The organism is Acidobacteriota bacterium (genome assembly GCA_019347945.1).
In the GTDB taxonomy this organism is placed as follows: domain Bacteria; phylum Acidobacteriota; class Thermoanaerobaculia; order Gp7-AA8; family JAHWKK01; genus JAHWKK01.
On sequence record JAHWKK010000008.1, the window covers coordinates 100,621 to 113,463 of the forward strand.

General features: G+C 60.6%; 22 protein-coding genes. 9 read left to right on the forward strand and 13 right to left on the reverse strand.

Annotation, left to right across the window (positions count from 1 at the left end; genetic code table 11):
• Positions 1 to 26: 26 nt before the first annotated feature.
• The 10 genes from KY459_07265 to KY459_07310 form a co-directional block, all read right to left on the reverse strand.
• Positions 27 to 395, reverse strand: coding sequence for a hypothetical protein (locus tag KY459_07265; GenBank protein MBW3564507.1), 369 nt, complete (start codon positions 393 to 395; stop codon positions 27 to 29).
• Positions 396 to 478: 83 nt separating this feature from the next.
• Complete coding sequence (locus tag KY459_07270) at positions 479 to 1,828, reverse strand: NAD(P)/FAD-dependent oxidoreductase (GenBank protein MBW3564508.1); 1,350 nt, start codon at positions 1,826 to 1,828, stop codon at positions 479 to 481.
• Between the two features lie 72 nt (positions 1,829 to 1,900).
• On the reverse strand, positions 1,901 to 2,458 hold the full coding sequence (locus KY459_07275; GenBank protein MBW3564509.1) for a hypothetical protein: 558 nt from the start codon (positions 2,456 to 2,458) through the stop codon (positions 1,901 to 1,903).
• 133 nt (positions 2,459 to 2,591) lie between these two features.
• Positions 2,592 to 2,876 carry a hypothetical protein gene (locus KY459_07280; GenBank protein ID MBW3564510.1) on the reverse strand — a complete coding sequence of 95 codons (285 nt, stop codon included), beginning with the start codon at positions 2,874 to 2,876 and terminating at the stop codon, positions 2,592 to 2,594.
• Positions 2,873 to 3,031: a hypothetical protein gene (locus KY459_07285; protein ID MBW3564511.1), complete on the reverse strand. Its 159-nt coding sequence runs from the start codon at positions 3,029 to 3,031 to the stop codon at positions 2,873 to 2,875. The genes KY459_07280 and KY459_07285 overlap by 4 nt, the downstream gene beginning before the upstream one ends.
• Positions 3,032 to 3,072: 41 nt before the next feature.
• The gene (locus tag KY459_07290; GenBank protein ID MBW3564512.1) at positions 3,073 to 3,336 is read right to left on the reverse strand and encodes a MerR family DNA-binding protein; all 264 of its coding nucleotides are present in this window, start codon (positions 3,334 to 3,336) and stop codon (positions 3,073 to 3,075) included.
• Between the two features lie 135 nt (positions 3,337 to 3,471).
• A complete protein-coding gene (locus KY459_07295; GenBank protein ID MBW3564513.1) occupies positions 3,472 to 3,645 on the reverse strand; it encodes a hypothetical protein in 174 nt (57 codons plus the stop codon).
• 105 nt (positions 3,646 to 3,750) lie between these two features.
• Entirely contained in the window at positions 3,751 to 4,533 is a 783-nt protein-coding gene (locus tag KY459_07300) for a cation transporter (protein MBW3564514.1), read from the reverse strand.
• A 43-nt stretch (positions 4,534 to 4,576) separates the two neighbouring features.
• Positions 4,577 to 4,984, reverse strand: a complete 408-nt coding sequence (locus tag KY459_07305; GenBank protein MBW3564515.1) for a hypothetical protein — start codon at positions 4,982 to 4,984, stop codon at positions 4,577 to 4,579.
• 208 nt (positions 4,985 to 5,192) lie between these two features.
• Complete coding sequence (locus KY459_07310; GenBank protein ID MBW3564516.1) at positions 5,193 to 5,558, reverse strand: nuclear transport factor 2 family protein; 366 nt, start codon at positions 5,556 to 5,558, stop codon at positions 5,193 to 5,195.
• Between the two features lie 670 nt (positions 5,559 to 6,228).
• On the opposite strand from KY459_07310, the gene KY459_07315 reads away from it, so the two are divergent.
• From KY459_07315 to KY459_07340, 6 genes are all read left to right on the forward strand, one after another.
• Positions 6,229 to 6,573: a heavy-metal-associated domain-containing protein gene (locus tag KY459_07315; protein ID MBW3564517.1), complete on the forward strand. Its 345-nt coding sequence runs from the start codon at positions 6,229 to 6,231 to the stop codon at positions 6,571 to 6,573.
• 4 nt (positions 6,574 to 6,577) lie between these two features.
• The gene (locus KY459_07320; GenBank protein ID MBW3564518.1) at positions 6,578 to 6,790 is read left to right on the forward strand and encodes a hypothetical protein; all 213 of its coding nucleotides are present in this window, start codon (positions 6,578 to 6,580) and stop codon (positions 6,788 to 6,790) included.
• Positions 6,791 to 6,792: 2 nt separating this feature from the next.
• The gene (locus KY459_07325) at positions 6,793 to 7,215 is read left to right on the forward strand and encodes a hypothetical protein (protein MBW3564519.1); all 423 of its coding nucleotides are present in this window, start codon (positions 6,793 to 6,795) and stop codon (positions 7,213 to 7,215) included.
• Positions 7,215 to 8,072, forward strand: coding sequence for a hypothetical protein (locus KY459_07330; GenBank protein ID MBW3564520.1), 858 nt, complete (start codon positions 7,215 to 7,217; stop codon positions 8,070 to 8,072). Before KY459_07325 ends, KY459_07330 begins: the two co-directional genes overlap by 1 nt.
• A 145-nt stretch (positions 8,073 to 8,217) precedes the next feature.
• Positions 8,218 to 8,631 (forward strand): heavy-metal-associated domain-containing protein, encoded by a 414-nt coding sequence (locus KY459_07335; GenBank protein ID MBW3564521.1) that lies wholly within the window; start codon positions 8,218 to 8,220, stop codon positions 8,629 to 8,631.
• Between the two features lie 87 nt (positions 8,632 to 8,718).
• Positions 8,719 to 9,156, forward strand: a complete 438-nt coding sequence (locus KY459_07340) for a heavy metal-responsive transcriptional regulator (GenBank protein ID MBW3564522.1) — start codon at positions 8,719 to 8,721, stop codon at positions 9,154 to 9,156.
• Between the two features lie 36 nt (positions 9,157 to 9,192).
• Here the strand turns inward: KY459_07340 and KY459_07345 are convergent, their stop codons facing one another.
• Both KY459_07345 and KY459_07350 read right to left on the reverse strand, forming a co-directional pair.
• Positions 9,193 to 9,810 carry an FMN-binding negative transcriptional regulator gene (locus KY459_07345; GenBank protein MBW3564523.1) on the reverse strand — a complete coding sequence of 206 codons (618 nt, stop codon included), beginning with the start codon at positions 9,808 to 9,810 and terminating at the stop codon, positions 9,193 to 9,195.
• Positions 9,810 to 10,403 carry a DUF1203 domain-containing protein gene (locus tag KY459_07350; GenBank protein ID MBW3564524.1) on the reverse strand — a complete coding sequence of 198 codons (594 nt, stop codon included), beginning with the start codon at positions 10,401 to 10,403 and terminating at the stop codon, positions 9,810 to 9,812. The genes KY459_07345 and KY459_07350 overlap by 1 nt, the downstream gene beginning before the upstream one ends.
• Before the next feature lie 61 nt (positions 10,404 to 10,464).
• Between KY459_07350 and ada the strand changes: the two genes are divergently transcribed.
• The 3 genes from ada (at position 10,465) to KY459_07365 (ending at position 12,189) form a co-directional block, all read left to right on the forward strand.
• Positions 10,465 to 11,529, forward strand: coding sequence for a bifunctional DNA-binding transcriptional regulator/O6-methylguanine-DNA methyltransferase Ada (gene ada / locus KY459_07355; GenBank protein MBW3564525.1), 1,065 nt, complete (start codon positions 10,465 to 10,467; stop codon positions 11,527 to 11,529).
• 79 nt (positions 11,530 to 11,608) lie between these two features.
• The gene (locus tag KY459_07360; protein ID MBW3564526.1) at positions 11,609 to 11,956 is read left to right on the forward strand and encodes a MerR family DNA-binding transcriptional regulator; all 348 of its coding nucleotides are present in this window, start codon (positions 11,609 to 11,611) and stop codon (positions 11,954 to 11,956) included.
• A complete protein-coding gene (locus tag KY459_07365; protein ID MBW3564527.1) occupies positions 11,887 to 12,189 on the forward strand; it encodes a MerR family DNA-binding protein in 303 nt (100 codons plus the stop codon). Before KY459_07360 ends, KY459_07365 begins: the two co-directional genes overlap by 70 nt.
• 207 nt (positions 12,190 to 12,396) lie before the next feature.
• Here KY459_07365 and KY459_07370 read toward each other — a convergent pair whose 3' ends face one another.
• Positions 12,397 to 12,840: a hypothetical protein gene (locus KY459_07370; protein ID MBW3564528.1), complete on the reverse strand. Its 444-nt coding sequence runs from the start codon at positions 12,838 to 12,840 to the stop codon at positions 12,397 to 12,399.
• Between the last annotated feature and the right edge of the window lie 3 nt (positions 12,841 to 12,843).

Below are 12,843 nucleotides of genomic sequence, written 5' to 3' on the forward strand. Positions count from 1 at the left end.
CATTTCACGTTCGTTAGTATTCGGCTTCACAGAATCAGAACCGACCATTCGGGAAACGTCAGCACCAGCGCAATGATGATCGTTGCGGTCCACAACACGACCCGATTCCAGCGCTGGATACGATCCGTGCCGTGTGTCTCGCAGACCGATCCGGTTCTGCACTCCTTCGGTTTGCGATAGGCGAGGTAGAACGAGATTCCCAGCAGCACCACAGTCAGCACCGCCAGCCATGGCCGAAGAAACCCATATTTCGAAAGAGCGGCGAGACTCGACACGCCGAACGTTGCAGCGAGAATAGGCCCTATACAGCAGAGCGACGCTCCGACTGCCGTAATGATTGCCAGACCCACACTTCGCGAGGAGGCCGATGCCGGTGCCGCTGAATGTTCGGTCATGTGAAGTCTCTCCTCCACATCCCCCCACGGGGGATCATGCTGTACAACGGCGATCCTGGCTGTCTGATTTCATTCGAGTGGGGTTACACCATGTAGGGCAGATCCGAGCCCTTCGTGGGATACGCCCACATGACCTGCTTCAGCTCCCCCGCTGGAATCCCGCTCTGCATCGCCAGCGCAAACAGGTTGATCAGCTCTTCGGAGCCGTGACCGAGGAGGTGCGCCCCCACGATGCGTCCGGTAGCGCGCTCGACGAGCACCTTGTGCATCGCCGCGTCTTCACCGATGCGGCGCGAGCTGAACCAGCCGGAGGTCTGCTGCATCTGAACCTCGATCTCGACACCGCTGTCACGTGCGTCCTTCTCGCTCAGGCCGACGCGGGCGAGGGGGGGTATCGTGAAGACGACACTGGGAATCACCTCATGCGTGGCTTCCCGCGCTCCCTCCTTCACGATGTTCGACCCGATGATGTGCCCGTGAGCGACGGCAACGGGTGTGAGTGGAATGCCGGCGTCGGCGGCGTCCCCACCAGCCCATACTGCACTGTTCGAGACGCTTCGCAGGGTGCGATCGACCGTGATGCCTCGAGGAGTGGCCTCGACTCCTCCTGCTTCGAGATCGAGAGGATCGATTCGCGCAACACGACCTCCGCCATGAACCACGAGCTCGGTCGGTACCGTCGCAGAACCTTCCGGACCTTCGATCGCTACATCGAATCCGTCCCCGCGCGAGCTCACCCCGACCACCTTTGTTTCCGTCAGGATTTCGATTCCGAGGCTTCGGGTCGCCTCGACCAGCGTCTCGACCAGCTCTGGTTCGAAGGGTCCGAGCGGCCTTTGCGCCATCTCCAGGATTCTCACCCGTGATCCAGCGCGGGCGGCGACGTGCGCAAATTCGAAGCTGATGAATCCACCACCGACGAAGGTGACGTCTCGCGGTAGCGACTCGACATCGAGAAAGTCGGTGCTGGTCATCAGATGGCTGGCTCCCTCGAACGGAAACGGGAACGGCTCGGCCCCTGTCGCGATCACGATCTGGTCGGCGCGTACCTCGATGCCCTCGAGATCGAGTGTGCCCGGTCCTTTGAAACGCGCCCGTGCATGCCGTGTCTCCACGCCAGCCTTCTGCAGCCGTCGCTCACTCTTCTCAGGTACCGGATCAGTGAAGCTCCGCTTGAAGCGCTGAAGCTCCGCCCAATCGATCTCCACGGATTCGCTGCGCACTCCCGATCCTCGCATCCGCCGGGTCCAGTCGATCGCTTCGGCTGCCGCGACGAGGATCTTCTTCGGATCACACCCGCGCAGTGCACAGGTCCCGCCGTAGGGAAGCTCGTCCGTGATCAGTACCTTCCGTCCAGCTGCGGCACAGCGCACCGCAGCGGTCTGTCCTGTCGCCCCGGTACCGATCACCACGACCTCGAATCTCGCGTTCATAGCTGGCGGGGGTGCACGTTTGGTACCGGACCCCCCAGGGGGGATACAACCGTGACGAACGGCATTCTTTCCTCAGCCGGACGCGCGCATCATGACCAGCCCCGACCATGCGAACCAGATGGCGACGGCGAAGAGAATGATGGCGCTGGCGAGCTCGATCGGTCGCTGAGAACGGCGGATGCGGAAGATGGCTCGTGATGCCGCACCGGCGAACCAGCCGACGAGGAGGAAGGGAAGGCCTCGTCCGATCGCATACGCGAGCGAGAGAAATGCTCCCCAGGCTGGCTTCCCGACCGCCGCGGAGAGAGTCAACAGGAGCATCAGCGGGCCGGCCGAGGTTGTCACGGCCGCAATGCTGTAGACGGCCCCGTATGCGAATGCACCCGCGACTCCCCATTGCGGCGGACGGATCGTACGGGACCGCCGCGGAATGACGGCGATCAGTCCAGCAAGGAAAGAGATCGCCGCGATGGTGAAGGTGAATAGGACGTCGTACTGCCTGAGGACCTGTCCGGCATACGCGGCGACCGTCCCGAGGATCACGAGAACACTGATCACCGCGGCGAAGAACGAGGCCGACAGGACAAGGCTGCGATTGCGGCTGTGGGCTCCGGAGCTGTCTGCACCCACGTACCCCGCGATTCCCGCACCTGCGGGAATGGTGAATGGTCACGTCGCGGTCGAGAGTAATCCAGCGACGAGCCCTATCAGAATCGCGAGTCCCGGGGCTCCCGCGATCGCATCGGAAAAACGCGCGATCAGCTCAACCGGCGACATGGATCAGAATCCTTCCGGCAGTCCAGAAGATCAGGGATGGTAGGACGAGCATCTGCAGAATCGGAATCCATCCGACACGAAGCCCGGGGATCCGGGGCATTCGATCGCCGTACTCCCATCGACGGAGACGGTGCACGGCGATAAGCTCGACCAGGAACGCGAGCACGAGCCCGGTGACGAGGATAAGCGCCAGTCTCATCCAGTCCATGACGACGAACCACGCGACCGTTCCGAAGGCGATCCAGCCGGCGATCAGAATCAAAACGATCATGAGACCGTCTCCCAGAGATGCAATGAGACACCGGCGCAGCCGGCGCGACCCGTCTCGCTGCATCCATAAAGCGGAAACTGCAGCATCTCCCACGCGAGATTCACCGCGACGGCGATAACGAACACTAGAAGGATGCCGGCCATGGTGACTTCCACGAATCAGGTTTCTCTCTTCCCGCTGTCGCTCCACAGTGGAGTCACGTAGAGTTCTCCTCATCTTCGAGAGCTTCGAGGATCGGACATTCAACATCGTCGGTGGCGCAGGCGCAGGAAACGACCAGAGCATCCAGCGCTCTTCGGATCGACTGGAGCTGCCGGATCTTATCCTTGACGCTGTCGATCTTCTGTTGCGCCATCAGACGGATCTGATCGCGATCGATTCCGCGTGCGGATCGCATTTCCAGAAGATCGTGAACTTCCTCGAGAGTAAAGCCGAGATCCTGGGCAGTACGAGCCTGCACCGTTGTGCCTGCGGGTCCGGACCGGCATCGGCCGCTGGCTTCTCGCATGCCGCGGCGACCAGCGCGGCCGCACTGATGATCAGAAGGCGAGATGCCATGTTCATACGATTCATCGATTTCTCCTTTTTTCCTGCATCAAACGGTGAAGACGCGAGAGAACTCCTGCGCGAAGATCGCGAGAATGAGGAGCCACGTGCCCACTGTGACGAGAATCCAGCCTCCGATCCGCTTGACGTCCTTCGCCCGGGCCTGCATCCGCTCGAGAACCTGTTCCTGTGCGCTTGCAATGGAGAAGGAAAGTGAAAACATCAGAATGACGATCGCCAGTGCGGCGACGGCGAAGGCTCCCAGCGCCGAGGCGGCACTGCCGATTGTGAGGGCATGTCCGGCCAGACCGGTCAGAATAGGCCCCGTTCAGCCAAACCCCGCAAGAAGATAGCCGAATCCGAAAAGCCCGAACGACAGCACCGGATGATCCCGGCGTCTACGCGCCTGGGCCCGCATGAACGGACGACCCATCACGCCGAGCCGGTGGAGAGGGTTCGGCAAGATCCCCATCTGGACGAGACCGAGCACGATCAGAAAGATACCGACAGTCGTCCTGATCGTCCGGCCGGCAGTGCTGGTGAATGTAACGCCGGCGAACAGCGTTCCCGCGCCGAAAGCAATCGCCGCTCCGGCGAGGATCAGGAAGAGTGCCGCTCCGATCGAAAGCGACGTGGCAAAAAGGACAGCGCGGCGGGCCGTCCCCGGACCGCGGCCGGATTCACGAGCCAGGAGCGTCACCAGCAGCGGGAACACGCACGGAGAAAAAAACGATGCGACCCCCGCACCGATCGAAAGAACGATCAGACCCGAAAAATCGACGGCGGGAAGATCAAAGCGGGGGTAGAGCTCATAGCCGGCATAGCCGACGAGGGCAAGGAGTATCAGCGCTCCGATGATGAAGAGGTAGGGCCGCGAACGGGCGACCGGTCCCGGAGAGGGTTCGCTCCTCGGTGGAAAACCCGCGTCGCTCAGTCGCCGCGCGAGCTCCTCCTGCGAGACGACCGATTTATCATGCTCGATCGTCACGCTGCGGCCGACCGTGTCGACCTCGAGCATCTCGATCCCCTCAACCTCCTCCATTTCGTTCCGGATCATCTCCGAGCACCCGTCGCAGGTGATTGGTAAATTGTCGAACGTGGTTTTGCTCACCGGACGAGCCTCGGCATCGAGCCTTTTCCGTTGTCAGCGTTCATCAGTCCCGCGTCCCTTTCGCCTCCGAGCGCAGAGCGAACTCCCTCACATGAAGCATCCGCGGGAGCTCGTCGCCTCGGTCTTCACGGATGATCCCCGTCACGACGATTTGTTTGCCGGAAAAGCCATCATGAATCTCCTTTGCGATGCCTTTCGAAGAAGGGTGGTCTTCGAGTAGATAAACGATGCCGGAGCCGGTCACCTCAAGCGCCGGCAGTTCGCGATGAATCGCCGTGCCCGCGATGCGGACGGTCGCATGCTTCGGAGTGAAGCCGCTGTCGATCGCCACCTGGCGGATCTCGTCGACAGTGACCTCATTCTCCGGCTTGAATTGAATTGTGGCAATTCCCTCGTTCAGGGAAACTTCCACCGATTCGACGCCATCAATCTTCTCTAGTGCCACGCGCACGGCGTGAGCGCAGACGGCTCAGTCCATGCCGAAGATCGTCTGACGCATCTCCAGCAGCTCTGCATCGACCGTAACCAGGATCAAGATCAGCAATACCATCAGTGCAGCACGTCTCATCGCTCCTCCATTCAAAATGTTCGACCAACCGTAGCACTTCCATCCGACTGGAAGGTCAAGCAAGCGGCGGAGGGAGTGTACGGGGAGTCAATCACGTCCCCGCTCTTCCTGATTTCACCTGGTAGTGTATTGTCTGCTGTTGGATCTTTCCGCCACGGATGACGAAGGAATCGACGCCCTCGTGAACGAATGACGCATCCGATTCTCCGTCCCATACCAGCAGCGCGACCTCTCCCGCCGTTCTCTTCACTTTGTAACGGAAACGAGCATCTGGAAGCTGACGGTTCAGCAGAGCGGCCGCCTTGCGCACGCCGTCGTGCCCGTGAAATGTTCCGAAGCTCGTCAGCAGGACCGCATCACTCGCATAGTTTCGACCCAGATCGTCGTCTACGCTGCCCGTTTGCGACTCTCGCAGATGGTCCTCGAAAACTTCTTCGGTGCTCCGGGTGCTATTCATCCGCCGATCCTCCTTTCAACATCTTTCGCTCGAATCAGGATCTGCACCTTATACACCTTCGAGTCGACTGAAAGGTCAAAGTTCATCGCCGCTTGACCTTCCACTCGAATGGAAGCATTAAATTGCATTTTTCACTCAGCAAACGTAGCCACCAACCGACAGAAGGAGGAGTCATGAGTCCAGCTACGGCCACGAAGCAATCGAATCGACAGGAATGTATCGACCGATGTGTAGAGATGGTTCAGGTGGTTTCGCGGTGCATCGACGAATGTCTGCGGGCGGATGCGAAGCGCGCGTCGGAGTGCATCCGCGCCTGCCTCGACTGTCTCGACCTCTGCATCGCCTGCGCAAAAATGCTCAGTCGCGGTTCCGAAAGCGCCCCATGCCCGGAGTGCGCTGAGGTGTGTGAGAGGTGTGCCGATCTTTGCGATGAGTTGCAGGATCTTGGCGACGCGCTGCGGGAGTGCGCCGAAGCGTCTCGGCGATGCGCCGAGGCATGCCGCGCGATGGTCGGGTAGAACTTTTAGCGGCCCCTGCTCGAATGCCCGGTGCTCGTGCGCCCTTCCCGGGGCGGTGATGGCTCTCCAGCTCGATGGGAATATGTACCGCGGTACAGGGATCGTTACCCTCACTGTCGTACAAAAAATCAGGAGCAGAGGAGCTGAGCATGTTGAATGGGAAACGTATCGCCGCGGGAGTTCTGGTTCTCTTCAGCGCCATCGGTTTGTCGGCGTTGACCGTCACGCAGGAGCCGCAGAAGAAGCGACCGAATGAAGAGGCGAAAGCCATTCCGGTTGAGCTGGTGCTGCACGTCGAGGGCATGCACTGCGGGAATTGTGCGAAATCGCTGATGACGGTCCTGAACAATACTGACGGAGTACTGGCGGCTGACGTGGTCTTCGAATCGAAGGAAGCTCGCATTCGCTTCGACGAGACGAGGATCAGCAAAGCGGATCTGATCGCGCTCGTCGAGGAGCTCGGATTCGAGGGTCGTGTAAAAACTCCGAAGGAGTGACATCGTGCAGACGCTGAAATCGCGAAAGCTCAGTCCCACGGACCTGCTCAGCAGTTCTCTCGTGGTGGCAATCGACCGCGCGCCGACCGGCCTCAGCGCCCGGTCATTCCAGCTCGGACAGCGCCTCCAGGTCACCGGCTCGATCGGCAAGACCCGAGATGGTGGCGTCGGCTTCGTCGCTTCGACAATCCAGGCCAGTGATGGAGGCCGAACGTGAATATGGTTCGAAACGCGAGTCTCACCCGTTCGAGAACCACCAGCAGCGTGGGCAGTTTCTTTTCTCTTTTTACATCGGTCGGCACGCTCCTCTGTTGTGCTCTCCCTTCGCTTCTGGTTCTCATCGGTCTCGGTGCGACGGTTGCCTCGACACTCTCGGCAGCCCCGTGGCTCGTGACCCTGTCGCGCAATAAGGAGTGGATGTTCCTTGGCTCGGGGCTGATGATCGGTGCAAATTTCTTCTACGTCTATTCAGTGGGGCCGCGTCTTCGGGCTCATCAGCTCTCCTGCGATCCCTCCGCTCCGGAGGCATGTGACGTCGCCACTCGTTTCAGCCGCGTCACGCTCTGGATCTCCGCGGCTGTGTGGGCGGCTGGATTTTTCGTGGCCTTCATTCTCGGACCATTACTGATGAGGTTTGGATGATGAAACAGGTTATTTCTCTTCTCGCTCTCGCACTCGCATTGATAGCCGTCGGCCCCGATCTGATGGCATCAGGACACGGCCCCGTTTACGGACTCGCAACGCCAACCCTGGGAAAAGGAGGATGGAGCCTCGACACCGCAATCATGGTGCGCTCGGAGGAGGTGGATCGGGAGAGCGTGATGGCGCGACCGATGGTAGGGTACGGGATCACCGAGGACCTTCAGCTGTCGTTCTCGGTTCCCGTTGCGATTTACCGTGAGGAGGGTTTGCAACCGGAGCGGGCGATGGCGATGATGCCTGGAACTCCCGACGTGGAGTTCATGGTCAACTGGCGATTCCACCGAGAGGGAACGGACGTCGGCGCACGGTTCGAGAGTACCGCCTTCTTCGGCCTCGAGTATCCGACCGACTCGGTACGTGCCGGGGTGCGAACGTCACCAGGAGTTCTCGGCGGCGTGGTCACGGGATATGCATCCCGCAGCATCTACGCATGGGCTGGCGGACTCTACCAGAGATCGATGAGCCCGCGCAGCGCTACCGCCGATCACATCGGCGATCTCGGGATGGTCAGTCTGGTCTTGGGGTACAGGCCTCAGGTCTTTCGCCAGGAACTGCCACATCCCGACTGGCGTCTGTTCGTGGAAGCGATCGGAGAGTGGCGTCAGCCGGACATCCGGAATGGAATTGAATTGGCGAACCGGGGGGGCGAGCAGGTGTTCATTGGTCCTACGGTGCTCGGTCTCTATGGACCCTGGGGGATCTCCGGGGGACCGGTCTTCCCGGTCTACAGCGATTTGAATGGCGACCAGCCGGAGGAGAACTACCGGTTCGTCGTGAACTTTACCTACTGGTTCTGAGGAGAGTGTTCCCATGAAGCGAATCATACGAGTCATTGTTGCTGCGGCACTCGTGCTCATCCTGACGCCGCTGAGCGCCAGCGCCGAGATTCTCTCGATCCGGCAGACCATCTTCGGCATGGACTGAGCGGTCTGCGCCCACGCCGTGCGCGTGGCCCTGCAGAAGATCGAAGGAGTCGACTCGGTACGAGTCTCACTCAACGAAGGAATCGCCGACGTCCGGCTGAAGGAAGGCAACGAGGTGACCATTGAACAGGTCCGGCAAATTGCCACCGACAGCGGATTCACGCCCAGGGGGGCGGAGGTCGAGGTCGCCGGAACCATCGTCTCTCACAGGGAAGCCGGTCAGGTCGCCTTTCGAGTGACGGGTCAGGACTTGATCTACATTCTCGTCGACGATCCGAAATCGGAAGGCGCGGTGCGACGGCTGCGGAAGCGTCCGCCCGAGCACGAGATCGTCGTGAGCGGGTTCGTCCCCGAAGAGCGGAAGGTGAACGAGCCGAGGGCGCTTTATCTGAGAGAGTTCGAGCGGAGAGAGCAGAGAAAGGCTGCTCAGTAGCCGGGATAGTGGCTGGCGGTTCCGTCGATCTACGACTTAAGGAGGAGTGGCACCCTGCACGCATATCGAACGCAGAAGGACGCGCATATGCTTCGGATCGGTGAACTGGCAGAAGTGTGCGCAGTGGGAACGAAGACGATACGGTACTACGAGAGTATCGGGCTGCTTCCTCCACCACCGCGCAGCGAAAATGGATACCGACGTTACGACGGCGCGGCAGTCCTGCGTCTGCGGTTCATCACGAAGGCGAAGGGCCTGGGACTCAGGCTCGCCGAGATTCGGGAGATCCTGAGCCTGCACGACCGAGGCGAGTCGCCATGCGATCGCGTTCTGAATCTCACTAAGGAGAAAATCAATTGGGTCGATGAGCAGATCCGGGCTCTCCAGTTATTCCGTACAGACCTGCAGCAGTTGTGGCACGAAGCACAGGAGAGCCGGGCTCAGACCCGCGATTGCGTCTGTAGTCTCATAGAAGATCACTCGATTGCGCAGGAAGCCGCGTACCCGCGTCAAAAACTCAACTAGTAGTCCTTCCCGCACACAGCTGCACTGACCAGTGCGTCAGCCGCGTCGCCGAAGCAGATGCTCGCGCGCTCGCGCGTCTCCCTCGCCTCCTCGCTCGAGAAGCCGCGCCGCGATTGCATCCGCATACTCGTCGCTCTTGTTCCCGCCGAACTTGAACTTCGAGCGAACATGCTCGATGTCGAGCCGCACTCCTCGAATCGCGGCCAGCATCCGGCCGTAAGGTGAGCTTCCGGTCGCGATCATGCCGTACCCACCCTCCGGCTGCATCTGCGCAATCTGCCGCTGAAGAATCTGCGCGATCCCATCAGGATCGCCGATCACCTCGACCTTTCCAGTTATCTGTACGGATGCGTAGTAACTCGTTGGTGCCCGCCATTCGCTGGGGAGCCCCGCTTCTCCGTTCCATGTCGACGGAATGTAGACATGCGCGTCGAGCGTCGTGAACATCGCCTTCGGCTCCTCCATGAGCAGCGGAAGGATCGGATTGTCACGTCGCAGATGAAGCTCGATGAAACCCGCGTCGTCATAGCGGAAGTGCGCTGGCACGACCATCGGAAGCCGATCCGGACCGACGGCGATGAGCTGCCCGAATGGCTGCTGCCGCAGGGTCTGTTGCCATTCGTCGTCGGCCAGCGCGTCGTCGAATCGTGTCATCAACAAGAGAACTCCTCGACCGATCCAGCGCCTTCGGAATCCTCACGTTCAATGCGGAAATCAAAGCATCCCGCTTCCGTGTCGTACACTTGAACATATGCGACGTCATTTCGGGAAAGAAGACGCTTCACCGCCAGGTCAGGCATTGTTCCGTCGATCGCGATCTGCTCTCTATGCTCACGTGGCGCGCCATAGGCGACCAGCGTGAGCGGATGTGCGAGCAGATGATTCGGGAAGCCGGCGTCTTCCTCGTAACGCGGACACGGTTCCGCATGGATGTACACAGGGCCGGGCTGCGGCAGCGCCTTCAAATCGCTGAAGGCGTCGTAGGTGAAGAGGATGCGCTCCTCGTTTCCGACATCGAAGTAGCGGAGACAGTGACGGCAGGGCCCGTAGCCTTTCGCCACCTCGGTGTGCGCGGGATGCCCATATTTCGGAGAGCGAAGCGTGCTGCGCACGCTCTCGGCAACTGCGGTTGGAATCGGTACGATACGCATATTCACAGGCTGTCTCCTTGTTGAACTCATCTTGAGAGCTCGAAAAAGTTGTCGCCATCCGCTTCTTGCGGTCGAATTCATCAGCGCCTGTCTCATTCGCGAATTGCGCCGCAACAATCGGATGGACCAGACGCGCCGGCATCCCTATGATCGTAGTGTGATTACCCATGACCTCGCATGGAAGGCTGTAGCAGAGCGCGACAGACGCTTCGACGGCGAGTTCGTTTACGCCGTGACGACGACCTCGATCTATTGCCGGCCGTCGTGCGCCTCGCGGCGCCCGCGACGAGAGAATGTGCGCTTCTTCGAGACTCCCGCTGCGGCCGAAAGCGAGGCCTTCCGGCCGTGCCTTCGCTGCGACCCGAGGGACGAGTCAGTTTCGCTGAGCGAACGTGCTCGGCAGATGCTCGAGGCGAGCCTCGACGACCCACCGTCGCTCGAGCAGCTCGCGAGAAGATTGAGCGTGAGCCGATTTCACCTCCAGCGCACGTTCAAGAAAACTTTCGGTCTGTCGCCCAAGCAGTATCTGGCAGCGCGACAGATCGAGAGTATGCGGCAGCACCTCAAGGCCGGGGCCGATGTGCTGACGGCGACGTACGCGGCGGGCTACGGATCAACCAGCAGAATTTACGAGCGCGGCAGCGAAGCGCTGGGAATGACTCCCGGAGTCTACCGTCGGGGCGGCACCGACCTGAGTATTCGATACGTCATCGCTGCGTCATCGCTCGGACGCCTTCTCGTTGCCGGCACCGTTCGAGGCATCTGCGCTGTCTGGTTCGGTGATACAGACGCCGAGCTCGAAGAAATGATCCGCGGTGAGTTTCCTAACGCGGATGTGCAGCCGGCAGCCGGCGACGAAATGCGGCAGCTCGTGCTCGACGTCATTGGCGCGATCGAGTTTGATTCGGGCACCGAGCGGATTCCCCTGGAAGTCGCCGCGACGACGTTTCAGATGCGCGTCTGGAACGCGCTGCGCGCTATTCCGGCTGGCTCGACGCGTTCCTACCGCGAGATCGCCAGTGAGATCGGCGAGCCGGGCGCCGCTAGGGCCGTCGGAAACGCGTGCGCGAGCAACCGCGTTGCCTATCTCATCCCGTGCCATCGCGCTGTCCCCTCTGGCGGCGGCATCGGAAGATATCGCTGGGGAACGTCGCGCAAGCAGGAGTTGCTGCGCCGCGAGCGTGCCGCTCAGCCTGGGGCGATGCCAGATGAAGAAGTATGATCGTTGATCCGCGATGGACCGTTTATGACGCGCTGAACCTCGTCTTCGCGACCGGTGATTTCGCGCATGGCCTGGGTGAATGGTGGCGCTCGTAACGCGGCAGAAATCTAGGTCTGACGTTCCATCCAGTCTTTGCCCACCACTCAGGGGTCTTGCTCGTCGTTTCCAGCTTCTTTCTCTTCTCGCTCTCGCACTCGTACCGATACTCGTCAGCCCCGAGCTCGTGGCATCAGGGCACCGCCCTGAGCTTGCAGAAGCGTGCGCAGTGGTGACGATACGATACTACGAGAGTAGTGGTCTGCTTCCTCCACCCCCGCGCAGCGAAAACGGTTACCGACTTACGACGGCGCGGCAGTCCTGCGTCTGCGGTTCATCACGAAGGCGAAGGGCCTGGGACTCAGGCTCGCCGAGATTCGGGAGATCCTGAGCCTGCACGACCGAGGCGAGTCGCCATGCGATCGCGTTCTGAATCTCACTAAGGAGAAAATCAATTGGGTCGATGAGCAGATCCGGGCTCTCCAGTTATTCCGTGCAGACCTGCAGCAGTTGTGGCACGAAGCACAGGAGAGCCGGGCTCAGACCCGCGATTGCGTCTGTAGTCTCATAGAAGATCACTCGATTGCGCAGGAAGCCGCGTACCCGCGTCAAAAACTCAACTAGTAGTCCTTCCCGCGCGCCACTGCCCTGACCAGTGTGTCAGTCGGAAATTGGCTGAGTTGATCCAACGCACGCTCTCCGTAAGGTCCGGGACATTCACAACAGAACGACCACTGCCGCTCTGTGATGAGATTCAGTTCCGTCTCGGCGGTCCAGATTCAAAATTACTGTCGGCTGTCTGGGGTGCGGGCGTGGCGAACCGTACGCCATTCAGCGGCCACTGAGCAGCTGCTCATGGCCTCGGGTCCAGATGAGACGAAATAGCGCCAGACCGATGACCGGGAGGATGATCCACTGCGCGAGCGGAAGGGCGCCGATGCCGACAATGGTCGGCATGTCATCGGCGTACGACCAGCGGCCGGCACGCAAGGCGATGATCTCGATCACGATCGTAATGACGAGACCCGTGGTGAGGTAGACCGTCACGGGACTGGCGGCGAGATGTGTTACCGGCCACTTCGAGGTTCCGACAATTGCGGCCGCGGCGAAGAAAGCCACCAGGGTGATCACCACATCCCCGGCGCTGGCCTGAAGGCATACCAGCGTAGCTGTCCAGAACGGCAGCTCCGTCATGTTCGCAAACCACTTCGCCTGCGCCATCTCCCACGCGAAGTGCATCGCGAAGACAGCGATCATCCAGGCGGCCCATCGCATCCG

Bases quoted from the DNA above. Each gene is read 5' to 3' on its own strand.
- KY459_07330 (MBW3564520.1), top strand. From the start codon at position 7,215: ATGAAACAGGTTATTTCTCTTCTCGCTCTCGCACTCGCATTGATAGCC.
- KY459_07325 (MBW3564519.1), top strand. From the start codon at position 6,793: ATGGTTCGAAACGCGAGTCTCACCCGTTCGAGAACCACCAGCAGCGTG.
- KY459_07350 (MBW3564524.1), bottom strand. From the start codon at position 10,403: ATGAGACAGGCGCTGATGAATTCGACCGCAAGAAGCGGATGGCGACAA.
- KY459_07265 (MBW3564507.1), bottom strand. From the start codon at position 395: ATGACCGAACATTCAGCGGCACCGGCATCGGCCTCCTCGCGAAGTGTG.
- KY459_07360 (MBW3564526.1), top strand. From the start codon at position 11,609: ATGGTGGCGCTCGTAACGCGGCAGAAATCTAGGTCTGACGTTCCATCC.
- KY459_07345 (MBW3564523.1), bottom strand. From the start codon at position 9,810: ATGACACGATTCGACGACGCGCTGGCCGACGACGAATGGCAACAGACC.
- KY459_07270 (MBW3564508.1), bottom strand. From the start codon at position 1,828: ATGAACGCGAGATTCGAGGTCGTGGTGATCGGTACCGGGGCGACAGGA.
- KY459_07310 (MBW3564516.1), bottom strand. From the start codon at position 5,558: ATGAATAGCACCCGGAGCACCGAAGAAGTTTTCGAGGACCATCTGCGA.
- KY459_07340 (MBW3564522.1), top strand. From the start codon at position 8,719: ATGCTTCGGATCGGTGAACTGGCAGAAGTGTGCGCAGTGGGAACGAAG.
- KY459_07280 (MBW3564510.1), bottom strand. From the start codon at position 2,876: ATGATCGTTTTGATTCTGATCGCCGGCTGGATCGCCTTCGGAACGGTC.
- KY459_07370 (MBW3564528.1), bottom strand. From the start codon at position 12,840: ATGCGATGGGCCGCCTGGATGATCGCTGTCTTCGCGATGCACTTCGCG.
- KY459_07295 (MBW3564513.1), bottom strand. From the start codon at position 3,645: ATGTTTTCACTTTCCTTCTCCATTGCAAGCGCACAGGAACAGGTTCTC.